This is a genomic window from Selenomonas sp. KH1T6 (genome assembly GCF_900108415.1).
Taxonomy (GTDB): domain Bacteria; phylum Bacillota; class Negativicutes; order Selenomonadales; family Selenomonadaceae; genus Selenomonas_B; species Selenomonas_B ruminantium_A.
In genome coordinates, this window is sequence record NZ_FNWN01000006.1 from 131,553 (window position 1) to 157,290 (window position 25,738).

General features: G+C 52.2%; 17 protein-coding genes. 1 reads left to right on the forward strand and 16 read right to left on the reverse strand.

Annotation, left to right across the window (positions count from 1 at the left end; all coding sequences use genetic code 11):
- Positions 1-7: 7 nt before the first annotated feature.
- From BLW59_RS06055 to BLW59_RS06110, 11 genes are all read right to left on the reverse strand, one after another.
- Entirely contained in the window at positions 8-343 is a 336-nt protein-coding gene (locus BLW59_RS06055; RefSeq protein ID WP_074696984.1) for a hypothetical protein, read from the reverse strand.
- Positions 344-548: 205 nt separating this feature from the next.
- Entirely contained in the window at positions 549-1,607 is a 1,059-nt protein-coding gene (locus BLW59_RS06060; RefSeq protein WP_074696986.1) for a Fic family protein, read from the reverse strand.
- A 74-nt stretch (positions 1,608-1,681) separates the two neighbouring features.
- The gene (metA, locus tag BLW59_RS06065; protein WP_074696988.1) at positions 1,682-2,617 is read right to left on the reverse strand and encodes a homoserine O-acetyltransferase MetA; all 936 of its coding nucleotides are present in this window, start codon (positions 2,615-2,617) and stop codon (positions 1,682-1,684) included.
- Between the two features lie 535 nt (positions 2,618-3,152).
- Positions 3,153-3,824: a hypothetical protein gene (locus BLW59_RS06075; protein ID WP_074696992.1), complete on the reverse strand. Its 672-nt coding sequence runs from the start codon at positions 3,822-3,824 to the stop codon at positions 3,153-3,155.
- Between the two features lie 145 nt (positions 3,825-3,969).
- Positions 3,970-5,265 carry a glycosyltransferase family 9 protein gene (locus BLW59_RS06080; RefSeq protein WP_074696994.1) on the reverse strand — a complete coding sequence of 432 codons (1,296 nt, stop codon included), beginning with the start codon at positions 5,263-5,265 and terminating at the stop codon, positions 3,970-3,972.
- Entirely contained in the window at positions 5,262-7,013 is a 1,752-nt protein-coding gene (locus BLW59_RS06085; protein ID WP_074696996.1) for a glycosyltransferase, read from the reverse strand. The genes BLW59_RS06080 and BLW59_RS06085 overlap by 4 nt, the downstream gene beginning before the upstream one ends.
- The gene (locus BLW59_RS06090) at positions 7,014-8,228 is read right to left on the reverse strand and encodes a glycosyltransferase (RefSeq protein WP_074696998.1); all 1,215 of its coding nucleotides are present in this window, start codon (positions 8,226-8,228) and stop codon (positions 7,014-7,016) included.
- 19 nt (positions 8,229-8,247) lie between these two features.
- Complete coding sequence (locus BLW59_RS06095; RefSeq protein WP_074697000.1) at positions 8,248-10,377, reverse strand: peptidase domain-containing ABC transporter; 2,130 nt, start codon at positions 10,375-10,377, stop codon at positions 8,248-8,250.
- Positions 10,378-10,392: 15 nt separating this feature from the next.
- Positions 10,393-11,754 carry an HlyD family type I secretion periplasmic adaptor subunit gene (locus BLW59_RS06100; protein ID WP_175463365.1) on the reverse strand — a complete coding sequence of 454 codons (1,362 nt, stop codon included), beginning with the start codon at positions 11,752-11,754 and terminating at the stop codon, positions 10,393-10,395.
- Between the two features lie 10 nt (positions 11,755-11,764).
- Entirely contained in the window at positions 11,765-13,894 is a 2,130-nt protein-coding gene (locus BLW59_RS06105; protein ID WP_074697004.1) for a peptidase domain-containing ABC transporter, read from the reverse strand.
- A gap of 75 nt (positions 13,895-13,969) precedes the next feature.
- On the reverse strand, positions 13,970-14,980 hold the full coding sequence (locus tag BLW59_RS06110; RefSeq protein ID WP_074697006.1) for a type II toxin-antitoxin system antitoxin SocA domain-containing protein: 1,011 nt from the start codon (positions 14,978-14,980) through the stop codon (positions 13,970-13,972).
- 274 nt (positions 14,981-15,254) lie between these two features.
- Here BLW59_RS06110 and BLW59_RS06115 point away from each other — a divergent pair, with 274 nt between their 5' ends.
- On the forward strand, positions 15,255-16,628 hold the full coding sequence (locus BLW59_RS06115; RefSeq protein ID WP_074697008.1) for a bifunctional glycosyltransferase/class I SAM-dependent methyltransferase: 1,374 nt from the start codon (positions 15,255-15,257) through the stop codon (positions 16,626-16,628).
- Positions 16,629-16,675: 47 nt separating this feature from the next.
- Here BLW59_RS06115 and BLW59_RS06120 read toward each other — a convergent pair whose 3' ends face one another.
- The 5 genes from BLW59_RS06120 to BLW59_RS06140 form a co-directional block, all read right to left on the reverse strand.
- A complete protein-coding gene (locus BLW59_RS06120) occupies positions 16,676-17,740 on the reverse strand; it encodes a CatB-related O-acetyltransferase (RefSeq protein WP_074697010.1) in 1,065 nt (354 codons plus the stop codon).
- Positions 17,741-17,968: 228 nt separating this feature from the next.
- Positions 17,969-18,664 (reverse strand): hypothetical protein, encoded by a 696-nt coding sequence (locus tag BLW59_RS06125; RefSeq protein WP_074697082.1) that lies wholly within the window; start codon positions 18,662-18,664, stop codon positions 17,969-17,971.
- Positions 18,654-20,075: an AAA family ATPase gene (locus BLW59_RS06130; protein ID WP_074697012.1), complete on the reverse strand. Its 1,422-nt coding sequence runs from the start codon at positions 20,073-20,075 to the stop codon at positions 18,654-18,656. The genes BLW59_RS06125 and BLW59_RS06130 overlap by 11 nt, the downstream gene beginning before the upstream one ends.
- A 388-nt stretch (positions 20,076-20,463) precedes the next feature.
- Positions 20,464-23,127: a beta strand repeat-containing protein gene (locus BLW59_RS06135; RefSeq protein ID WP_074697014.1), complete on the reverse strand. Its 2,664-nt coding sequence runs from the start codon at positions 23,125-23,127 to the stop codon at positions 20,464-20,466.
- A 606-nt stretch (positions 23,128-23,733) separates the two neighbouring features.
- Positions 23,734-25,716: a glycosyltransferase gene (locus tag BLW59_RS06140; RefSeq protein ID WP_074697016.1), complete on the reverse strand. Its 1,983-nt coding sequence runs from the start codon at positions 25,714-25,716 to the stop codon at positions 23,734-23,736.
- Positions 25,717-25,738 lie beyond the last annotated feature (22 nt).

The window sequence follows — 25,738 nt, forward strand, 5'->3', positions numbered from 1 at the left end:
GCCTTTGTCACTGCCCCACCGTCAGCAGCTTGCAAGTCAGCCGCTTGCAGTAGTGAGACACCTGTGCTTCGCCGTGCTTCTCCGTGATGATGTAGCTGCCGTCAGCCATCACCCGACGATGGATGTTCAGCAGATGCGGGTTGTTTATCTGCAGCTGCAGGTCACGCTTGATGTTGCCAAGGCCGCACAGTTCGTTCTCTTTCTGGATTTCCGCCAAGGTCTGCTGGCGCACTTCCTCTGCCACCATGCTGCGGAAATCCTCTCCGGCACATACCTCACGCCTGGTCTCGGCCTCGCGAACCTCAGCCTCGATGACGTGGGCATTCTGGGCTGCTATGATCATAGCATCTACCTCCTTGCCCCTAGTTACGTCGGCTGAATCCCTTCTGCCTATACTAGTTCGTCATTATATTATTCGAATTCCCAATGGGGAGCTTTTTAAATTATTATATCTCATTTCAGGCTGATTTTCAATCAGATTTTAAGCGTATTTTAATTTTTATGATTCAGTACAGCACCATCAGCCGTATGTTGCAGACCACAGTCCATCATTGCTCTTTCCTGCCATAGCAGGTACTTCTCCCCGCACCTGTCCTGACCAAGTATCCTTCCTCTACCAGCCTTTTCAAGGCCGCTTCAATGGAAGCATGGCTTATGCTCGGACAGTTTGCCGCTGCCTCTTGCTTCGTGAACTGCCCCAGCTTTTGTTCCACGTATGCTTTCACTATGTCGTAAGCAGTGCTCTTGCTGCCTGCATTTCCCAGCAAGTTTACCCTGCTCTCAAAGTCACGGTAACAAGCGAGTATCACTCCCAGCATATACTTGATAAACGGCACAGGGTCATGCTTTTCTTCCAGCCATCCCTGGTCTGCTTCCTGCAGGGCATTATAATATTCCTCCTTGGTATCGGCAATGGCCTTTTCCATACTGATGTATTTACCTACCAAATAGCCGCTGCGATAGAGCAACAGCAAGGTCAGCAAGCGGCTCATGCGGCCATTCCCATCATTGAAAGGATGGATGCAGAGAAAGTCAAGTATAAAGCACGGAATCAAAAGCAGCGGCGATATGATTTCCTTACCCAGGCAATCATTGTAGCTGCGGCAGGCAGCTTCCACTGCCACCGGTGTTTCAAAAGGCTCCAAAGGCTTGAACAACACCTGCCTGGTGCCATCCGGCAGTGTCATATCTATCTCATTTGGCGTAGTCTTGAATCGTCCCCCATAGGACAGCTCCGTGTACTTCAGAAGATCTCGGTGAAGCTGCAGTATGTAGTTCGCATTCAGAGGTATGTATTCATAGCTTTCATGGATGACATTGAGCACGTTCCTGTAGCCCAATATTTCCTTTTCATCACGATTCCTGGGAGTTGTCTTGTCCGCTACCAGCTGCTTCAGGCGTGCCTCTGTGGTGACAATGCCCTCTATGCGGTTGGAGGCCTCCGTACTCTGTATCTTGGCAATATCCACCAACCGGTTCAGCTCCACCGGCTTTTGGCGTATATATAGCTCCTGACGCCCCTTGCATTCCTGAATCTGAGCTATATATGAAACAATCTGGCTATCCCAGGAAATTTCTCTCAGTTTGCTATAGTCAAATAAACGCACTTTCTCCTAACCTCCTATGTTTTTCTCCTAATAATACCATTGTATCAGGAGAAAAACAACTAATTAGGAGAACTTCAGTCCATATCATCCTTATTCAGCTCGTCCAGTTCATAAGGAGTCTCCTGATATACGTAGTAATTCAGCCAGTTGGCAAAGAGCAGGTGCGCCACGCTGCGCCACCGCACAATGGGAGGCTGAGTGGGATCATCATCCGGGTAGTAGTTGCTGGGCACATTGGGATTCATGCCTGCTTTCACATCCCGATCATACTCTGCCTTCAGGGTCAGAGGGTCATACTCCGCATGGCCCGTGATGAAGAACTGGCGTCGCTTCAGATTGGCGATGATATAGGGCCCGGCGGGCGTTTCCGCCTCTGCCATGATGGTGAGCTCCGGCACTTTCTCTATTTCTGCCTTGCGGTTCTCCGTATGGCGGGAGTGGGGCACGAAGAACTCATCGTCGAAGCCCCGCAGCAGGCGCTCATTCTCCACGCAGAGGTGATGCTTGTAGACACCGAAGATTTTCTCCCCCACCTGATGCTTCTTGATGCCGTAGTGGTAGTAAAGCCCCGCCTGCGCCCCCCAGCAGATATGGAAGGTAGAGTAAGCGTGAGTCTTGGACCACTCCATGATCTCCGCTACTTCATCCCAGTAGGCCACTTCCTCGAACTCCATATTCTCCACGGGAGCACCGGTGATGATGAAGCCATCGTATTTCTTATGGCGCACCTCCGCGAAGGTGCCGTAGAACTCCGTGAGATAATCCTGGGAAGTATGGGAGGGCACATAGGACTCCGTGTAGATGAAGTCCACTTCCACCTGCAGGGGAGTATTGCCCAAGAGCCTTAATAGCTGTGTCTCCGTCACGGACTTAATGGGCATTAGGTTCAGTATGAGTATCTTCAGGGGACGGATATCCTGGCTATAGGCCCGGTCAGCGTCCATGACAAAGATATTCTCCCCCTCCAGCACATGGGTGGCAGGGAGATTATTAGGTATCTTGATTGGCATAAGATGCACATCCTTATTGTCAATTTGTAAACCTATTCATTGTACCATTTTTAAGGACAGTTTGCCAATATCATAAAAATTGCGTTATAACGAGTACAAGATGTCCCCCACTTCTATAAGTGGGGGCGGTAACTTACTAACAGGCGGTGAGTTAATATCTCCCGCCTCGTTGAAAGGCCAAGAGGAAGTTTTGCCTTCGGCAAAACTGGAACAATGGCCTTATAATGATTTTGCCACAGCCCTGACCAAGCTAATCTGGCAAGGAAGGGAGGTTGCGGTTATGACCTTTCGTTTAATCCTGCTCGAGCTGTTGATAGGGGTGATAAGCAGCATGCTTGGAACCTTGATTCTGCAGATGCTGGGGCGGTAAGAGCATCCGCAAATGTGGCACCTGGCTGGGCGCAACTTGACCAATTGCGCAAAAAAGCCCCCGAGAGTGACCAACTCCCGGGGGCTTTTTCTTAGGTTGCAGTATGACCTCTCGTACCTTAAGTACTAATCAAAGTATACCATCATCTAAACCCAAAATCAAGACTTACTGCCACCCCTGCATAGCCCAATAGTTCTCTATCCCATCCACCACAGGATAGAACAGCTCCTTCACATTGCTGACCCTTACGGCCTTCCAGCGGCCGTCTGCCTGCTCCTCCAATGCAACCTTCAGGGTGAGCTGCGGGGCCAGTCTGCCATAGGCGCTGTCATGCCCTTTGATAGCGATGGTGGCCACGGCTTCCTGGCCCTCGGTCTCCACCTTCACCACCTGGGCATCATACTCCTGCAGGAACTTCGTGGTCTCATCGGCAATCCATCTTGCCTCACCGTCCTGACGGCTGATGGGGGTAATAGAAGGGTCCAGATAGAGCTCTATGGAACGCTCGATGAAGACTAGGTCATCCTGCCGCCTATCAGCGATATACCCAGTCATAAAGGCTGTATCATGGCGGAAGAACCAGTCCTGGGGGTACATGCGGCTCAGTTTCTCGATATCCTTGCAGAGGATGGCGGTGCTCTCATCATAGCTGGCGCTCACAATGGCGGGCATATCCGCATACCTTGCCACCGCAGCGTAATCCCTGTCCTCTATCCCTTGGGCGAGCTGCTCCAGAGCGTATTCCGGGGTGTGCTCCCGCTCATAGGCAAAAGCCACAGCACCACAGATCACGAGCAGCAGGGCCGCAACCGCCATCACCAGTTTCTTGTTCTGCATATCATACCCTCCTTCGCTTGCACTTGACAACCATATCTTATCACCCAATACTGTAAACTTCGTGCAAACATGGCCTGTTTCCTGCTGAAAGAAAAAGAGCTGCCCGACATATCAAGCCGGGCAGTTCCAGATGCTCTATGCAATTTCATTTAAGTATCATGGAGCGGCCCTCCGCGATGCACTTATCCAGGTACTTATACCCCTCTAGCATCTTCTCCACGGTAATATTCAATATGCAATGGGGCTTATCCTCCGCACAGCCGGTGCCGTGGCGTACATTGCACCTGGGGCCTGCCGCCCTAGCCGGCAGCACTATCACCGCAGGTACCTGATAAGGCTGAAACCTGATAGGCACACTCATGGGATGAAGCTGCAATTCCGCAGGATAGGGGAAAGTAGTAAGCACCGGCACATGCTTGGCCGCTGCAATATGCATCAGCGCCGTGTCATCCCCGATATACTTTTCTGTCAGGCCAACCACCTCAACCGAGACCCGGAAGGGAAGCTTGCCGGCCAGGGAAAGCGCCCTGCCCGGGAAAGCCTTTGCCAGTACCTCAGCACGTGGAGCATCACCTTTCCCCCCAAGCACTACAAAGCCCAGGTCCTTTTCCCGCTTCATGATGACCTTCAGCAGCTCGGTGAAACGCTCCACAGGCCACTCACGGAATTTCTCGCTGGTGCAGGGCATGACCGTATAGAGCCGCTTGACCTGCTTCTTATCCAGCAGGGGAGCCACAGCCTGCTTCGCTGCCTCCCTGTCTGCCGTCAAGGTCCAGAGCTCCAGATGTCGGTCGGCAATGGGCAGCTGCAGGAGATATTCCAGCATATAGAGGTCCCTGTCCACATCACTCTGCATCACATTCAGCAAGGGGACAGGTATGCTCATCATCACATCCCAGCCCAGATCCACCATATTGCCCTGATAGTCCTCCCTGACCTGGGTAAAGGATACCCTGCGTTTTACGCCGCCCATATACATCATCATGATATTGGCAGCTTTCAGCCCCATGCGCGGAGAAAATCCCAAGTCAAAATGATAGGGCACGAAATACCTCACGGCCTGATCTGCCATAAGGGGGAACATTTCCCAGATGGCCCCTGCCTCCTTTTCCAGGTTCTTCACCAGCAGGTTGTCAATATAGGGACAGCATTTGGCCAATTCTTCGTTACGGTCAGAGGCGTAGAGAGTGATATGGGACTTGGGGTAGATGCGCCGCAGCTCCCTCAGGAAAGGAGAGAAAAGCACGAAATCTCCGGCTGCATCATCCCTCATCACCAAAATATGCTGGCTGTCTCCGGGACGTGACTCCTTCCTGAAGCCAGCCTCCCTGAAGACAGGCTCCATATGCTCCACCAGTTCCCTGGCCACGAATTCCCCTTGCTTGTGGGTTTCATAGAAAGCCATCAGGGCCTGATAGATCTTCTTCTGCACCTCTGTCATTTCCTAGCCCCCTCGCCTTTTGCCCCATAGCGCTGCTGCCATCCAGCCAGGCGCTGCATCATATCTTTGTCCAGTTCGGGGCGACGTGCCAGCATCTCCCGATACCAGGTCAATCTCTCCAGATAATGGCCTGACAGCAGCCGCTCATCCCGCACATAGCGGTAGGCCGCTTCTGCCGTCTCGATGCGGCGTTCCCGGTTCTCTATCAGCAGGTTCAGATAATCACCAAATTCTCTGGGGTTCCTGTAGATGAAGCCATTCCTGCCCTCTTTCACAGTATCCTCATAGACTGTAGGCGAAGCCAGCACCACTGCTCCATGACCTGCTGACTCGATGAATTTCAGGTCCGACTTGGCCCGGTTGAAATCCGTGTCCCTGAGGGGCAGGAAGGCAATATCCGAGCTGTGCAAAGCCGCCGTATAAACAGGATAAGGCACGAACTGGCCATCATACATGCGCATATCCCCTATGTATTCCTTGTGCTCCGTGGGCAAAGCTTCATAAAAGCCATGGTCAGACAGCACCTTGAAGCGCAGCCTGCTGCCATGTTTCTCTATAGCCTCGCGGATGACAGGCATGACCTCCTGCCACTCCTGGGTTCTATTCAGGGCGCCGAAGAAGAAAGTCACATAGTCCTCTCCCTGCCTCTGCAACATCTCCTGCCCATAATCCCTTTTTTCTGGCAGTTCCTTCAGATAATTAGGGAAGACTTGCACATGGGGATTATATTGCCGCATAATCTCTGCCATGGGCTCTGTAGAGACCTGTATGCAGTGGGTAGCCATATAGCTCAGTTCCTGCAATTGCTCCCTGCCCTCGACTTTAAAAGCCCGGGGATTATCGTCTATCTCATGGACAATAAGATACCCTTCTTTCCTGACAGCATCCACAACCCTGAAAGCCTGCTCCTGGCTCGTATATGTCAGTCTCTGGCGCAGCAATATCCTCTGCGTCACCTCTCTAGGCACCGAAAAAGCCTGATGCTCCCTAGGAATAACCTGGACGATCACCGCCGGTTCCGTAGCTATGAAGTCATTTGGCTCATTCACCCGCTTGGGGGCTGTGACCAAAGCCTCTCCCAGGGCTGCCTGGATAACGAGCTTGTCCTTCTGCACCAAAGGCTTCTTCCCTGCCTTGAAGATGAAGCTCTGGAGCCAGGGATCATTTTCCGGGGCGGGCTTCACCCCCATTTTATCTAGCATAGCCTGCAGGCCCTTCTGCAGAGCCTCGCCCTCCTGCCCCTGTCGCAGTTCCTCATCCTGCTTGGTAGCATAGATGGCCTGGGCAGACAAGGTATAGAGCCCCGCTGCTGCCAATAGCTTCCTGACAGCAGCGGCGCTCAGGCCCTGGCTCTCCCCGCCGGCCTTCTTTCCCGACAGCAGTTCCAGGTAATTGCGGATATAGCCGGGATTCGGTATATCCAGGATAAGCTGGCCCTCCTCAGAGAGGACCTCTGCCCATTTTCTCAGCCGCTCTGCCGTCAGCCCCCGAAAGAACTCCCCCCGGATGATGATGGCATCAGCCTCATCAATGCCCAGCTTCCCGAAGTCCAGCTCCTCAGGCAGGACACAGGCTGCATGAGTCAGCTCCTTGCCTCCCTCCTTCAGTTCCTCCAGCGTGGAGGCAATCCCCCAGTATTCTGCTTTGGGCTGTATACGCAAAAAGGCCTCACCGGCCTTTTCACGCAGGCAGCCCAGTTCCACCACCCGTCTTGCTTTGGGCGGTATCTGTGCCGCTATATTCATCATTTATTTCATCGCTCCATAGATCATGTTGAGCTGCGCCTTCATGCAGTCCTTCAGGTCATACTTCTCCAGCACCGTCTCACGGGCAGCCTTCCCAAGGCGCGCCCGCAGCTCCGGATTATCCAGGGCCTCCTCGATGCGCATGGCGATATGCTCAGGACGGCGGAAGTTGGCCAGCAGGCCATTGACCCCGTCTTCCACCGCTTCCTCCACCGGCGGAGTAGCAGAGCTCACCAGGCAGCAACCGGCTCCCAGAGCCTCCAGGCAAGACCAGGAGAGGATGAAGGGACGGGTAAGGTACACATGTACCGTGGAAGCCTGCAGGAGCATCAGGTACTCATCCCGGGAGCAGTGCCCCACGAAATGCACCCGACTCTTGTCGTAGCCGCCCTTTTCCTCCTCCACCTGCTTCCACGTCTTTCCAGCAAGCTGCGGGCCATAGCAGGTCTTGTCCGTGCCACAAATGACCACATGGGCCTTGGGCCGGCGCTCCAGCACCAGACGGATGGCATCCATAAACTGGGGGAAGCCCCGATAGGGTTCAAAGCCCCGGGACACATAGGTGATAAGCTCCTCGCAATCCGAAAGGTTCAGCTTCTCCCGCTCCAGGATGAACTTCCTGCCCGGCTGGGGCTTGATGAAGTCCGTTTCCACGCCTTCGTGGATAACCTGCATGCCATCCTGGTACACAGCCGGGAACTGGGCCTTCTGCCAGTTGGTGGGAGTATAGCGCACATCACAGGCCTGCAGATTCAACAAGTGATGGGCGTTGATAGTGCGGATACGGCACATATCATCAATGCTGATGGTCTCATCCGGCCAATAGCAGCTGTCACCGCCAATGGAGTTGTAATACCATTCAAAATAGCCAATAAGAGGCACCTTGGGCAGGATATCCTTCACATAGAGGGTGGAGCCCCAGCCCGTATGACCAACCACCACATCCGGAGTGAAGTTTATCTGCTGCTTCAGTGAATCGATGCCCCGCACCACTTCCTGACCTTCCAGCACAGCTTCCTCTGCCAGCTTCAGGTAGCGGTGGATATCCTTAGTAGCCTCCCTGGGCTTGGGATACATGCCCACTTGGACCCCCGGCAGTTTGGAGCCGTTCTGGTCCTTGGAGAGGAACATTACCTTATGACGCCCGGTGCCCCCCAGATAGCGGGAAAGCTGCAGAAACTGTCCGGGGAAATTAGGATGTAAAAAAAGTATATTCATGCTCTTGTTCCTTTCAAAATTACTCCTGCGAAGCATACAGGTGGTAATAATATCCCTTCCGCTCCATGAGCTGTGCATGACTGCCTGCTTCCATAATGCGCCCATGATCCATAGCGATGATGGCATCACAATCCTTCACTGTAGAAAGCCGGTGAGCTATCATCAGGAGCGTCCTTCCCTTGGCAATTTCCTCGATATTCTGGAGTATCTTGCTCTCAGACTCCGTATCCAGAGCCGAGGTTGCCTCATCGAAAATCAAAATCTTCGGATCCAGCAAAAGCGCCCTGGCGATGGACACCCTCTGGCGCTGTCCACCGGAGAGCAGGCTGCCGCGCTCACCTACGAATGTATCGTACTTCTGGGGCATCTCCTGAATGAAGTCATCTGCTCCGGAAAGCTTGGCCGCCCGCATGATTTCCTCATCGGTAGCATTGGGCATGGCAATGGCAATATTTTCCTTGATGGTGCCTGCAAAGAGGAAGTTCTCCTGCAGCACGATACCAATCTGGCGCCTAAGCCAGGCCGTCTCTACCTGGGCAATATCCACCCCGTCCACCATGACGCGGCCGTTGTCCGGCACATAGAGGCGCTGAATGAGCTTCGTCAGTGTGGACTTGCCGGAGCCGGAGCGGCCCACAATGCCCACCTTGGCCCCCGCCTGAATGCGGATGGAAAGGTCGCTGATAACATTTTTGCCGTCTGCCTTATAGCGGAAATTCACCTTGTCAAAGATAATGTCGCCACGCACGCTGGGCAGGGTCGTGCGGTTTGGATCGAAGGCCGGCTCGCTCTTCTCGTCCATGATATCTGCCAGACGGGTCATGGACACCCGTATGGTCTGGAAATTCTGCCACATGTTCACCAGACGCAGCACCGGCGCGATGACCTGGCCTGCCAGCATATTGAAAGCGATGAGCTGGCCCACAGTGAGGTCGCCCTCCATGACCACATAGGCGCCAATCCAAAGGATAGCCAGATTAAAAGACAGCTGCAAAAACAAGCCAATACTGCCTGCCACATTGGCTACATTCAACACGGACAAGGAGCTCTTCAGATAGCGGGAGTAAATATCCTCATACCGCTTCAGGAAAGTGCGCTCTATCCCCATGGTCTTCAAGGTGCGGATACCCGTGATGGTCTCGATGTTGAAAGAGTTCTGCTCCGCCGAAAGCAGGAAGGCCTCATTGATGCGCCGCTTATAGATAGGAGCCACAACCGCATTCAGTATCACATAGATGGGAATAGTGAACCAAACGATATAGCTCAACACATTGGAGTACAGGAACATCACTATGAGGTAGACCGTAGCAAAAACCACATCCAGCACGATAGTGAGGGCCGTACCGGTGAGGAATCCACGAATAGTTTCCAGTTCCCCCATGCGGGACACGATATCGCCCACCTGCCAGTTGTCAAAATACTTAGCAGGCAGCTCCGTCACCTTCTTGAACAGATGGCGGGAAAGCGTACCGTCTATCTTGTTGGTAGTATTCAAAAAGAGATAGGATCGCAGCGCCAGCATCCACTGCTGGAACAGCGCCACCAAAATCATGCCAGCCAGGAGCACATCCATAGTAGATACGCTCCTGTGGGTTAACACCCTATCGATGATCGTCTGGGTAAACAGCGGGGTCAAAAGACCGAAAATCTGCAGAATCAAAGAAACAAACAGTACCTTCAAGAGCAGTGTCTTATATTTGGCCACCACCGGCAAAAACCAGTTGAAGCCGAAGCCCTCCACCTTGTCCAACACCTTGGCCAGCTGGTAGCGCTTGGTGAAGAGGATTACCTCATGTGACCACTTCTCATTGAAGAAATCCCGCTTTACCACTAAGAGCTGCTCCCCCTCCTTGAGGCGGGGGTCAAAGAGCACTACACCATCTTCATCAATTCTGGTGACCAGCACAAAGCCGCCGTCCACTATGCGGCAAACCAGAGGCCGGGGCATTTTTTCCAGCCGCTCAAGCTTCACGCCCTCGTAAGCCCGGGATTTCAGCCCCAGCTCCTTGGAAGCCATGAGAAGCCCATGGGTGTCCACCGCCTTTGTATCTGTGATATAGGCACGGGACAGCTGGGATATATCCGCCGGAATGGAGAAGTGGGCAGCTACCTGCACTAGGCATCCCAGGGCAGAATCTATTTTTGCCATTTATACCAAATCTCCTTATCTTTCCCTAAGAGCTTCATCCTGATACTGACGGAAGGGATCCAGGAAGAAGTCAATGATACGCTTCTTCTTGATTTTGATTTCCGCCGCCACATTCATGCCTGGGGAGAGGCCGATGCCGCTGGTGTCATCATCTATGGACAAAGTCAGGCGATACTTGCCATCCTTCTGCTTGTCCTGGGTATCAGCAATGACGTCAGGGCTGATCTCTGCCACCTTGGCATTCACCATACCGAACTTCTGGAAGTTGAAGGTCTCCACCTTCACCTCTGCCTCCTGGCCCTTCTGGATAAAGCCGATATCCTTATTATCCGCATAAGCCTCGATTTCCAGAGTCACGTCATCAGGCACCACCATCATCAGAGCCTGGCCCTCAGATACCACGCCACCTACCGTGTGGACAGACAGCTGGTTCACACGGCCGGACACAGGTGCTGTGATCTCGGACTGCACATTGGTCTCGTTGGCCTTGGTCAGCTCCTCCTGGTAGGCATTGAGCTGACGCTTGGCCTCTACCAGCTGGGTCATGGTGTCCTGACGGTAGGCGCTGTCCGTGGTAGCCTGGTTGTCCCTGGCCTCGGCCAGCTTGGCCTGCTCCTTCTGGATTTCCTGGTCCATAGCTTCAGCTGATTTCTGGTACTCCACCCGGGTAGCGCGGCCTTCCAGCAACTGGAAGTAAGACACAGCGCTCTCATGATAGAGTTCTTCCAGGCGCTCTTCCTTCTCCTGAGCCACCGCCCAAAGGGAAGTATACTTCTGCTTCTGAGCCTGGGCAGACTCGATGGCTGCCATTTCCTGGGCGATGGCGGCACTATTTTTCTCCTGATCGGCGGCCAGCTTGGCCCGACGGCTGTTGTAGAGGGCCAGCTGGGCATTGATATCCTTCTGATCCAGGTCACCATCCTTGTTGTCCGGGATCTTGAAGGGCTCATCATTCATCTCAGCCTGCAACCGGTCCACCGTCATGGCGTAGTAGGCCACCTGCTTCTTCAGCTGGTCCACATCCGCCTGGGTCTTGGTGGTGTCCAGCACCAGCAGGGTCTGGCCCTCCTCCACATAGTCGCCTTCCCTGACCATCAGCTCCTTGATGGCCCCCTTGTTCTGGGACTGGACAATCTTCACGTTGCCCACGGGGATGACACGGCCATTGGCCACGGCCACCTCATCTACCTCGCCTATGAAGACCCAGAGGCCGCCGATGATGAGGAGTGCCACGATAGTCCAGAGCACCGCCCTGCCCACAGGAGAAGGCGGCGTTTCCGTCACTTCCAGGATCGAGGGCAGGAACTCTGTCTCTGTATCGTCCTTGTCCCCTTCTATAAATCTATGCCAAAATTTCTTATACAATTCCTTTAACATGCTTTTTACCTCACTCCACCGACTGCTGCGCATGCAAATGGGCGTAAATGCCGCCCAGAGCCAGAAGCTCCGCAGGTGAACCCTGCTCTGCAACCTTGCCATGGTCCAATACTATGATGCGGTCGCAATGCTCCACCGTCACCAGGCGGTGGGCAATGAAAATCATGGTACGCCCCTGGCCTATTCTCTCGATATTATTCATGACGATGCGCTCAGACTCATAATCCAGAGCCGACGTGGCCTCGTCAAAAATCAGAATGCGGGGATTGGTCAAAAGGGCACGGGCGATGGCTATGCGCTGGCGCTGGCCTCCCGAGAGGCTGGCACCTCGCTCGCCCACCTTGGTATCGTAACCCTCGTCCAGTTCCAGAATGAAATCATGGGCGCCGGCCAGTTGAGCGGCATGGATGACATCCTCCATGGAGGCGGCAGGCCGTCCTGCCGCAATATTGTCGCGGATGGAACCGTTATACAAATAGCTGTCCTGCTGGACAACCCCCATCTGCGTGCGCAGCCAGGGATAATCCGCACTGCGGATATCCGTGCCGTCTATGGTGATGGTTCCCTCATCCGCCAGGTAAATTTTTTCCAAAAGGCCTGCCATAGTAGACTTGCCTGAGCCGGAGCGTCCTACCAGGCCAATCTTCTCGCCAGCCTTAATGGAAAAGCTCACCTTGTCCACTGCATAGGGCAGGTCAAGACGATAGCGGAAGGAGACATCCTTCACCTCGATATCTCCTTGTATAACCTTCAGGCCTGGAGGCGAGGGCACCAGCACCGGTTCGATGCGGCTGTGGAGCACATCCCCCAGCATCCTCATGCCCAGCACGGCCCGCTGAATATCCGGCCACATGGTGAGGAGCTTTGTGAGAGGGCCTATCGCCTGAGCAGAAAGCATCTGGAAGGCTATGAGCTGGCCCAGGGTGAACTCGCCGTTCATGACCTTGTAGCCGCCCACCCAGAGTATCACCAAAGTGGACACCAGCTGAATAGCGCCGTTGCCCCCGGTGATGAGCAGATTGAAGGCAGCCATGTCAAACTGCCGCTGAATATGGCGGCACACCAGATTCTCCCAGCGCTTCAAGAACTGCGGCTCGATGGCCAGGGCCTTCACCGTCTGCATGCCGGTGACCGCCTCGATGAGGAAGTTTCTCTGCTGGAGCGTCATGTTCATGGCCCGCATCATCTTTTGCCAGTAAATTGGAAAGGCAACCCAGGTCTGAAAGACATACAAGGGGACGATAACCAATGCGATAAGGGTAAGGCCCACGCTGTAATAGAGCATCACCGCTATGAAGGTCACAGAGAACACCGCATCCAGCAGGGCCGTCATGGAATTTCCCGTCAGGAAGCTCCTGACACGCGCCACCATGTTTACACGCATGATGGTGTCCCCTACCCGGCGGTGCTCATAATAGGGCACCGGCAAAGAGATAAGATGCCGGAAAAGGTTCGCTCCCAAAATAGCATCCAGCTTGGTGGTGGTCTGGTTCAGGATATGGGTGCGGACGCCTGAGAGCACCGCCTGCACCAAAGCCAGTATCACCATAGCCACCCCCAGCACCGTCAAGGTGGAAAGGCCGCCGTTGCCTACTACTTTATCGATGATAACCTGAGTGAAAAGCGGCATCATGATGCCCATGGCCTGGAAAAAAGCCGAGGCCAGCAATATCTCCATCAGCACATGCTTGTACTTCTTGATGACCCTCCAGAACCACTCCAGATTGAACCTGTACTTGATTTGCTCCCAAGTGAGCTTGGCGGTGAGAGTCATGACCTCCCCGGTCCAGACCTCGCCGAACTGGCTGGTGGGCAACGCCACCGCCTTGTCTCTGGCCAGATCCAAAAACATAACCGATTCATCATTGTGAGCGCCCAGCATGATAAAGTGGCCGTTCTTGAGCTTTGCAATAGCAGGAGCCGGCACCTCACGCAACTCATCAATGCCAATTTTCTGGTATTCCCCAGTCATCCTCTGGTTCTTGGCCAAAATTTCCAGCTGCTTCCAGCTGACGTTCTGGTCCCACAGATTAGGATACTGCCTTTTCAGGTCTCCATCCTTGATACGGTGTCCCAGATTCTGGATGGCCTTTTCCAGAGCTCCCAGGGCTGTATATTCCTGGGTTCCTTTCTTCTCCATATAGAACTCCTTCAGCTAATCTTCATAAAACAAATACTTTGTTATTATCCCACACAGAACGGGAAATTGCAACGTTTACAACGGCACCACACAGGACTGCCGGAACATATCCTCGGCATAGGCCCTAATATCCCCGGGGTTTACCATATGGTACTTTTCCTTCACCCCCAGGAAATATGCCCCCAGGCTCTCCCTCGACATGACCTCCTCAGAATAGGCCGTCAGGGGAAGATTTCCTCTGGCCTGAAGCCAGGGTGACTCATTGCAGGTGATGCGCTCCAGCACCTTGCCGCTGTAACAGCAAAAGGAATTTATCACACTGTCATAGACAGCTTTTTCCCCTGCCGTGAAGCCAGAGGCATCGAAGCCATCCTTTTTCTCCCCCGGCTCATAGTGATAGTCCTTATAGCGCAGGTACACCTCCCTGAAGAGGGGCCCATGGACCCGTGCCTCACATTCCTCAGCAAAGGGAAATTCCCCCAGGAAAGCGTAGCAGAAGCCCTGTATATAATATAGAGCCTTCTGCATCATCAGGGGGGTGATATCCTCGCATTTATACAGCAGGTACCTGGCCACCCTGTCTATCTTCGCATCCTTCTCTCCCCCAGCCAGACTCAGCAGGGCCTCCACCGCCTTCAAACTCTTCTCATAGGAACGCTCCGAGCCCAGAGCCTCCTTGTTCCTTTCCAGCAGTTCTTTATAGAAGGAAGGTTCTTCGTAGAGTCGCTTCAAAACTTCTGAATACTGGTGGGTGGGCATATAGCCTTCATAATATCTGGTAAAGGTCAGCTCCCCCCAGCCCAGCAACTTTGACAGGGGCCGCTTGCCTATGGCATAGCGCTTGGGCAGTTCCCGGATATATTCCAGGGACACGATTCCCTTTTGCTTCCTATATAAATCGTAAAGACAACGCAGGTTCGCCTCTTCCACTTCCTTGACGGAAAGCCTTGCCCCACAAACCTGGCATCTGGCCTCCTGGCCTGTATAGCTGTAGAGTTCCTCCTTCAGCCGCCCTACCATGGGGACTGAATTCAGCCGATAAGGCTGCTCCCTGCCGCATTTCTCACAATACGCCAGCTTCTCCATTCCTTCACCTGCCCGAAAAATTACATCCTTGCACAAGAAAGGTGCCCATCGCTGGGCACCAATATATGTATATGTATCTATGGCCTGTTTTGTTGTAACTATATAATACATTTTTATCGGGCGGATGTCAATATTTATGTATCAATTGATATAAATTTTTTCACGCTCGAAAAAAATTTACAGCCTTCCCTTCGCGGCTCCCCCCCCTTGCCCCTCTTGCTGCGTATATGTTATGCTGTTAGTGATATTCTGATGTTAAAAGGAAGTGCAATTTATGGAAAAAAAGCTCAGCATCATAATCTCTTCCCTCAACGACAAACAAGGGCTGCTACGTATGTTTGCCCTGCTGAAGGACAAGGTTGTCTATACCCTGACGCCTGAGTTCATTGTCATTGATGGAGGTTCCACGGACGGAACACAGGATGTGCTCAAGACCGCCAAGGGTATCCTCTGGCAGAGCCAGACTGAGGGGGGACTGGCCAAAGCCTTCAACACCGGCGCACAGCTGGCTTCCGGTGACTACCTCCTCTTCCTGCACAGCGACACGATACTCCTGCCCGGGACCATCAGCCTGCTGCTGAAAGAACTGGAGGCCGCCCCTGAAGCCGTGGCTATCGGCCCCTTCACCAACCGCAGCCGCAATCGGTCTGTGCAGGTTGTGCAGGTACTGCCTCCGCCGCCAATGGATACCTACGAAGATATGTGCAAATTTGAGGAAGGCTGGCTTACCAATCATCACAACTCTGCCTCCTCCCTTTGGCTGGATAATTTCTGCCTTCTCGTAAGGCGGGAGGCTTTTGAAAAAGTCGGAGGCTTTGATGCTTCATTTCCCGGGCATGGCAGCGAGGATATAGACCTCTGCCTGCGGCTACGTCAAGCAGGCTATAGGCTTCTGGCCTCACGTCTGGCTTATGCCCATCATGCCAGGACATCGGCTCCCCTTCAAAACGCAGGTGAAGACAGCAAAGAACATTTCCGTGCAAAATGGCACTTCGATCCCTCCTATTCCCTGAATGCCCGCAATGACCTTATTCCCTGGCTCGATGACCTGCAGGGCAAGGTTTCCATCCTGGAAATCGGCTGTGCCTGCGGCCCCACCCTGCTCAGTATCAAGGACAGGCTGCCAGAAGCAGAGCTTTACGGTGTAGAGTTGGATGAAGGCCCTGCCAAAGTGGCCTCCAGCTTTGCCCATGTAGAGGCTTGCGATATCGAGGCGCTCACACGGCCAGACTGGCGGGAGCGCTTTGACTGCATCATCTGCGGCGATGTCATCGAGCATCTGCGGCGCCCCGAGGTAGCCCTGAAGAACATCCACCATTACCTGAAACCCGGCGGGCTGCTGCTGCTTAGCGTGCCAAACATCATGCACATCTCCATCTTTGACCATCTGCTGCACGGACGGTTCCCCTATGCAGATAATGGCCTGCTGGACAGAACCCACACGCATTTCTTCACCAACAGGGAAATCTGCTGGCTGCTTCAGGCCACAGGCTTTTCTATCGAAGCTGAGGACAGCCTGGACATCCCCCTCACCGCCAGGGAGCAGGACCTGTTACAAAAAATCACCCCCCTGCTGGCCGAGGGCGTTTCCCCGGAAGAGCTGAAGATATATCAGATACACATCAAGTGCAAAAAAACTAAATCATAAACAAAAGAGGATTTGGCATTGACTCCAAATCCTCTTTCTTAAAGGAACTATTGGCACTCAGCAAAAACTCCCTGGTTGACTCCGAATAGCACCTTTGTGCCTGCTTCTTCTGCAAAATCCACATAAAGGCAATCTGCATTGTGACGCCCTGCCAGATAATAGTCCAGTTTGGCTAGGAAGGTGTAGTTGAAGGCAGCGGTCATCTGAAGCACATATACATTCGATTGTCTTTTTCTTGTCGATACAATTGCATAAGCTTTTTCTGCCTGGGACTTTTCTTCCGGCGGCACGGCAAGAAGCAAAACATCCCCCTCAGCTGCGGAGGATGCGAAGCTCTCCAACAGGGACACATAGAGAGGTTCCCCGCTGTGACTGAAGGGCTCTGAATCCACCAGAACACCAAACAAGCGACCATTTCCCCTAAGGCTGTCAATAATTTTGCCCATTTCCTCATTTACCTGCATCTGCGGAATAGGCAGGCCCTGAGCCTCGATGCTGGGGTTCATGATGAAATCCTTGTGCTTCACCAGCTCTGCCTCCGGCCAGTGCCACCATTTCACCTTCTGCAGGAAATCTATGGTCTCCCTGCCAAAACGGTATTTGATGACCCTGGCTGGATTGCCCCCCACAATGGCATAAGGCGGCACATCTTTAGTCACTACAGCCCCAGCTGCCACAATAGCCCCGTTGCCGATGCGCACCCCTGCGCATATCAGGGCGCGAGCACCGATCCACACATCATTACCAATGATAATCTGCCTCTTCACCCGTTTGGCAGTATTCTGCCCTTTATATCTGCTAGGAAAAGTGCTATCCACCATAAAAAAAGGATATGTCCCTGCTGTATGGTATTCATGGTCATTATTGGCCATAAATAATATATCATCTGCCATGCTGCAATATTTACCTATAAGCAAGGCGCAGGGCGGCTCGAACTTCAGCTCACCTTCCATCATGTAGCTGCGTGGCCCCATAGTCACTGCCAGATAGTCTATATAGTCCCACCCCCCCAACGAAGAGCTTAAAAAATCCATGCGATACTGACGATAAGTAGGAGATGTACCCGTGTTTTTGATGAAATATCTATATTCTTCCTTTTTTATTTTTGCCATGTTGACTTGCCCTGCCTCCTTGATTTTTGCCAAGGGTTATACCCTATTAACACTAATAGTATATCACGTCTGTCCCCCTGCCGAAAAGACAAAACACAGGAACACGAGAATCTATCAAGTCCATATAAAGTGCAGAAAAGTATCTCTCGAAAAGTGAAATATTCCTAAAAAAAAAGAGAATCTCGCCCAAAGTCAAGCGCTTCGAACGAGATTCTCTTTTTAATATGCTTAATCCTTACGTATTTTGGCAAAGCACAACCCAAGATTGGTATGACGTTCCAAGGAGTGGTTTTCCTTTTTTATAAATTCCCAAGACTCCTTATAACCAATTGAAACAGAAAATTCCGAATTAGAGATAAAGGAAAGAAATCCTCCTATATTGTCCTTATACCGCCTAGCAAAGTCATATGCATCATTTTCTTTGTCCTCATCAGTGCTATTAAGTTTACCATATAGGACATGATCCAGGTTGCATGACATATAATATGCCTGATACGGAATAGATACCCAGACCTTTTTCAGCTTGCACATACGGTTGAGTTTTTCCTGCTTATGCCTATTCCTCTGCTTGATATGCTCAGGGTTAGATGTTTGCAATTCATTCTCAAAATACAACGGCTTTTCAGCATCTGAATTCTCAATGATGGACGCAGCAGGAACATAGGCCCCGTCCATGTCCACCAAGTGTATGATCTGGCTAAAATCCTTCTGGTCAAAATGCATAGACATAGCATATTTTTTTACTATATCAGCCAAGCTCTTGGCAATATCCTGAGGCTCAATACGGTAGTCTGTTGTTATATCGCCATACATAATCTCTATATGTATTGAATTCTTATCATAAAGCCTGCTTAAAATGACCCCCAATGCCGTCTCATCCGATGGCCCTTCCACAATTACAAATACAATCTTTTTACGCGCCACGGAAATCACCTGCCTCGCGAAATGCAAGTGCTATCTCGGCATTATTTGTCGTGGCATAAACCTCCTCACTTTGCTCACCCAAGATAATATCCCGGAAGTAAAAGTCTCTTAGATTATTATTTTCTTTCAGTTTAGTCATACGGATATATCTATTCAAAGGGTTGGTTGTCGTAAAGGCAATAAACCCGCGATCCAGCGTCTCCAACGGACGAAGATTATGAGATGTGAAGATCAGCTGCCCTTTCCCCTTTTCAGAAATAATGCGCAACAGCTCACCTAACAAATATTCGAATATCCCGGCATCCAATTCATCAATAGCTACTGTTATTGATGAATGATTATATACAACGATCAGCAGTTGCAAAATAGAGATAATCTTCTTGATGCCTTCAGATTCATACTGTAGCGGGATTGCCTTCTGGTTTTTTAATGACACCAGTTGTACCCTGATTCCCCTTTTACCATTTTGGAATATAGTTTCTCCTATTTTCTCCGCACGAATTGTCAGACCAGGCACAATTTGTGACAGAACGATGTTCATACTGGCAATAACATCATCCACCATCACAACAGCTTCTTCTGGAATCGGACTGGCTTCTTCTAGGGAAAGTAAAATATTGCCAACAGCACCGCTAGTTCCCTTGGCATATTTGAAAATTATCGGCAGCATATTCATGCTTATGATGCCGGAATTTGCCGTATTTATGATAAACAGTTCAAAATTACCATAGTGAACCAGGCTTTCCATCAAAAGCATATGGCGTTTATACTCATCTGTCTCTTTTTCTTCCTTATTGTTTCTCATGGCTGTAAGCAACTCTTTGGAGAAAACAAAAGATCTTGATGTTCCTAAAGCTACTTTCTTCGCAACTAAAAGATCCATCGATACATTCTTGTCATTTCCTATCAGACAAATATATTTTGTGACTGGAGCAAATACCTTTGATGAATTTGTATCAATCAAAGCACTCTTGCGTATTTTGTTTTCTTTATCCTCGTAGGCATAGCTCAACACTTCACCTGTTATGACAGGTTTATAACGTGTCTCTTCATTATCGTTTACAAGAGCGTTTTGAGATGATTCAATCTTCTCCGAACCAAGCTTGAACTCATATGAAGCCACATATTTTATAGTATCCTTGATAATGGAAAAATCATAACGAAGCGTAGCAAAGCCAACTTCAACATTAATATAGTCGACGAATTTTTCAGGCAGGGGCTGACCTGTTATAGTACGTTGCAAAAGCTCGATTGCATCTATCAGTGCAGTTTTCCCTGAACCATTTTGACCATACAAGCCAAGTACACTAGCCTGATATTTTTTCCTATTATTTGCAAAACTTAACTGGCCACTTTTGATATTTTTAAAGTTCTCAATCAAAATATTTTCTAATCGAACCACAGTATCCATCACGTCATCCCCTCCTCTACAGTAGGCTTTTACTACCATATATTATCAATTATCCAGCATAATGTCAATATCAACGCAAAAATACGCACATTTTGTTTCTATTTCTGCATTCAATTTCTATTTTCACACTCCTCCATCAGCAGAAAAGTTTAACCCGAAAAGTGAAATATTCCCTAAAAAAGAGAATCTCGCCCAAAGCCAAGCGCTTCGGACGAGATTCTCTTTTGGGTCCAATCCAGTTATGCTGTTTTGTCCTCTGTTATCGGTGACAAATCCTGCTCATTGCAGTGATATAGAGGCCATTTAATAGCTAAAAAGCACCCCCCGCATGCGCATTGCGGGGGGGTGCTAGTTTTAGCTATTCAGCTGTCAATCGGATACCGTCCGATCAGCCCTGAGACCAGGACTTCTTGGAGGCATCATACTTCCAAGTGGAGCCATCGGCCAGCTGGAAGGTGTTGACGGAAGAAGTAGTGTTGTTGACAGTGAGGCTGGAACCGTCGTTCAGGGTGACCTTCAGGACGCCAGTCTTGCTGTCATCGACAGCCTTCACATCGGTGAGAGCAGTGTTGTAGAGGACAACCTTATCATCGGTGTTGCTTGCGCTGATGACATCGTTGCCGTTGCCATTGCCGAAGTAGAAGGTGGTGCTGCCGGTGCTGTTGCCAACGAGGACATCGTTGCCAGCGCTGCCGCCCCACAGGGAGGAGTTGCCGGTACCAGCGATGAGGGTCTCATTGCCAGCGCCGCCTGCCAGAACAACCGTACCGCTGTTGCTGGAAGCATTGACGGTGGTCACGCTGTCAAATACCTTGCCCTGAGAGCCATCGAGCCAGATGTTAGCATCGTCAACGCTGCTGCCCACGTTCAGGGTGTTCTTGCTGCCGCCGAGGTAAGCAGTCACGTTCTCATCGTAAGTCCAGGTGTTGGATGCGCCGCTCTTGCCAACCTTAGCCTGCATGGTGGTATTGCCATCGAAGGAAACCTTGATAGCAGTATCGGTAGCGGAGAAGCCAGACAGAGTAGCCTTGCTGCCATCGCTCAGGGAGATGGTAGTGTTGGCACCGTCGTTCTTCACGCTCTTCACGCTGCTGGTGCCGAGCCAGAGGACATCGGAGGTGTCGCTGGCAGCCCAGTTGCTGGAAGTAATGGTATCAGCACCATCGCCATCACCGAAGTAGAAGGTTACGGTGTTGGTGGTACCTGCACCATGCTGGAGAACGTCAGCCTTCTTGCCGCCGCCCCACAGGGTGGTGTCGCCAGCGCCTGCAGTCAGGGTCTCCTTGGCATCAGCTGCACCCAGGAGCACGGTGTTGTCTGCAGCACCAGTGACGGAAGCGAAGTCACCATAGTAGAAGGCGCCATCCGTGTTGGTCAGGTCAGTACCGTTCACATTGAGGCCCCTGTTGCCAAGGTCTACCACCAGAGTATCGCTGACAGAGCTGAAGTCCAGCTGAGCAGCAGTGCCCTTTGCATAGTAGAAGTCAGCCAGCTCATCGGTAGCGCTGGTTACGCTGTCAAGACCATCAACGTACTCAACCTCATAGGTGGTGCCGCTGTTGTCCTTCACGTTAATCCTGTCTGCATTACCAACAGTACCGAGTTCTACGGAAGCACTACCAATCTTAGCAACGACACCAGTAGTACCTGCTTCCAACTTCAGGCTGGAGATGTTGTTCTCGAAGAGGTAGAGAACATCAGCCTCATCCTTGTCCACAGCAGCAGTAATATCCTGGAAGGTGGTCACAGTGTCCCTGCCGCCAGCGCTTGCGAGGCCAACGTATTCCTGAGTAGCGTTAGCAGCATTGGCGATAACATCGTTGCCTGCGCCGCCATAGACGGAGTCGTTAGCACCGAGAGCGATGGCATCAACCTTCTTACCACCGATGATGAGATCAGCTGCATCAGCATTGATAGTACCGTCAACGGTAGCAACCTTGTTCCAATCGGTGAGGTTGATGGTGGAACCATCCTCATCACCCCAAGCAACATAGCCTGCACCAGAAGTCTGTACAGCATAGAACTCGCCAGTCTTGCTGACATTAACTGTAGCACCAGCACCAAAAGTAACATCACCGGTTGCAGTGTAGCCTGCAGGAGTACCAACAACTACATCATTAAGCACGTCATAATCAGTAATGCTGACCTTGCCGGTACCTGCAGCAGTATTGATGGTATCCTTGCCTGCGCCGAGAGCGATGTCAACATCAGCATAAGCACCACCAGTCAGAGAAACGACATCATTGCCAGCACCGAGGTCAACCGTGGAGTAGGTTGCACCGCTGAGGCTGACTACATCGTTGCCGTCGCCGCCATAAATGCTGGTGTCGCTGATAGCAGCAGAAACTGCCAAGCTGTCATTGCCAGCGCCGAGGCTGACCTTGGAGTTGCTTGCGCCACCAATGGTAACAGCATCGAAGCCGTCGCCAGCATCGATGGTGCTATCCTGGACAGCGCCAACAATGTTCAGGCTATCTCTGCCTGCACCAAGATCAATAGTGGAAGCGGAAACAGCACCGCCAATGGTAACAATATCATTGTCTGCGCCACTACGGATGATGCTGTTCTTAGAATCAACACCAATGTAGATGCTGTCACGGCCAGCGCCAGCATCAATCGTGCTGTCGAGGACAGAACCGCCAACGCTGATGCTGTCATTGCCGGAGCCAGCAACGCTGGAGCCGCTGAGGGAAATGTAAGAAGGATCGAGATCTTTCTTGATGACGATCGTCTTGTCACCCTCGCCACCAACAAGGCTGGTGTTGACAAAGTCGCCGCCGATAATCACGGAGTCCTTACCAGAACCGACATTGACTTCTGCGCCACCAATAGAGCTACTAAAGTTAAGTTCATCATTACCAGAGCCAGTAGCAATCAAGCTGACATTCGCATTGGAAATACCAGTGATGACCCAATCTCTTGCAACGCTGGTGTCATCAAGCTTGCCTGATGCACTGGAGCCAAGAGAAACCTGCACTGTTTTGCCGTCGTCATTTACTTTACCACCCGTAAGCTCTTTGCCCACATACTCTGCTACACTACTAGTTGCCATAGATACAACCTCCCTAAAAAAATAATAATCCAGCGGCCGACCAAGATTGACCGCGCCGCTATCGCCTTATCCCCCTATCCCATATTCTTATAGGTATAGAGGCTTAACACGGTCATTTTAACATAGGACTAGAGAAATTGCAATAATAAATCCGAATTCGACAACTATCCCCCGCCCTTCAGGAAACGCCTCCCCCGCCTCCCTGCAGTATATATCGTATAGTTGCCGCTGAAAATTAAATTAGAATTGCATTAAATTTTCATTAGAAATGAAAAACGCCCTTGTTCTACACACACGAAAATCCCCTGCAGCGGGCGATACACTGCAGGGGGCGGAGGTTGTGATGCGATAAATCTTTGAGAGAACGGAAAGCGCTCTCGCTCCTCCGTCTTACCTCTTGCTTTAATTATAGATTATAAATCAGCAGTCGGTCAAGATTTTTCTAATCGACATAGCCATATTTTCAATCACGTTCAATCAAACAGACGGACCCCCCTATCTGCACCTTTCAATCAGGCAGCTATGCCTGCGACTCTCCTCCCACAGAAAACTTATCCTTACCTGTATTGTAACTCAATAATCCGGGCATTGCCATAGGCAAAAGCTTCAGGAATCAAGCTCTTTTCTCTGCCGAATCATAAAGCGCAAAGCCTCCTGCAACCCCAGCAGGCTGCCCTGCATCAGGCGCAGGCCACCGGGCAGTGGTGCTCTTTTGGGCAGGCGTGACTTGCCGTACTGCAGCCTCCCGCCGAAGCCGGCGGACTCTGCGGCCTGGGTGGCCAGCTGGCCATATGTTACCTCGCTTCCAGCCACCACCAGAGGCTCCAGGCCACCATCATGGCACAGGGCGAAGATAGCTGCCCCTGCCAGGTCTCCGGCGAAGAGCAGGGAGAGCTTTTCCTCCTGACGATAGGGCAGGAGCAGGCGCTTGCGAGGAGAAGATGAGCTGAGCCTCTCTTCCATCAGGTCCAGCAACTCATCTGCGAGGCCAGCCAGTTCCCCTGCCTTCTCCCCGCCGAATAGTTCCCCGGGCCTGGCGCACACTGCCGCACAGAGGAGGCCCTGCTGCTGATGGCGCGAGAGCAGGGCCAGCACCTCAGGCAATGGCTCCCTGAGCATGAGCACCGTCCGGGTGAAGCCTCTGGCCTGCTGCAGGGCCAGGGCCACCTTGGGCAGGAACTGCCGCAGGTTTCCTGGCTCTATTTCCAGAAAGGGCAGCAGCAGGCCCCGTGGGCGCTGCACTTCCGTCTCCTCCTTCGAGGAGTCCTTTTCCTCCCATGGCAGCCAATCCTCCCAGTCAAGCTCCAGCTGCCGCTTGAGATATCTGCCCCCTAGGCTGTCACTCCTAGCTATGTAAAACAACCACCTGCCCTGTCTGGCCTCCGCCAGGATTTCCTGCAAATCCTGCAAATGCTCACAGAATATGAAATCTTCCTCCGGGTACTTTGCCGGGAAAGCCTCAGCCAGTTCCTCAGCCGCCCGCAGGGCCCGCCAGCTGCCTTCCTTGTCCCCCCGGTTCCGGCGACGCAGCCCCAGATAGTAATAAGCCCCCGGATGGTCTGGGAACTCCCTGAGGGCCGCCCTCAGGATATTTTCCCCGTACTGCCAGAGGCGACGGGCCTCCTGCAGGGCTTCCGGCTCCTCCGGCTTTTCTTCCGGCAGCGGCCCGCCCTCTGCGGTGCTCAGGCCTGCCTGCAGACGGGCTGCCTTTTCCAGTTCCCGGGCCGCTTCGTACATGATGCGGTAGGGGGCATCCTTGTCATGGACGGGACGGTGTCCATCCTTCACACAGAGCTCGGCTGCCTCAAGGGCCTTTTGCCATTCCTTCCTTTCATGGTAGGTATCTGCCATGTAGTAATACTTCAGATTGGTGCTGCCTCCCTGGGCCTCTTCCCTCAGCAGAATCTGAAGGTTCCGCTCCAGCTTCTGCTCCCTCACCCCGGTACGGTAGCCCGTATGGATAATCCGCAAAAGATCCGGCTCCGCCACAGCAATCCTGGTGGGGGTGCCATCAGTGAAGGCCAGCCGCTCATGTACTTCCCCCCGGTAAATAAGCCCTGCCTGACGGCGGCAAAGCCGCACCGACAGGTCATGCTTCTCCCTGGTCACCAGGGAGCCATCCTGCTCCACATTATCCCGCTGCACTTCCAGCAAGTCAAAGGTCTCACCAACTGAAAAAACAGGCCTGTCCGGCAACTCCACGGGCTTTATGCCCTCGGGCCACTGCCCCCGGGAAAGGGACTCTGCCAGTGGCCGCAAGTTCTGCCTGGTGTCCTCTGTCAGGTATTCATCGCTGTCCAGGGTAAGCACATACTCCCCCCGGCAGCGGGAGAGCACCTGGTTCCGGGCGGCAGCAAAGTCGTCCTGCCACTCGATCTCCATAAGCTCCCCATGGCGGCCGGGCTGCTCCTGCTGCCACTTCTCCAGGAAGCGGCGCACCACTGCCACCGAGCCGTCTTTGCTGCCGGTATCTGCAATCACCATCTCATCCACCGCCCCGGCACAGCTTGCCAGGCAGGTCTCTATCTCATCTGCTGCATCCCGCATGATAAGCGCCAGGGAGAGCAGACAATCTTTCCGTTCAGGCATATATAACTTCCCCTTTATAAAA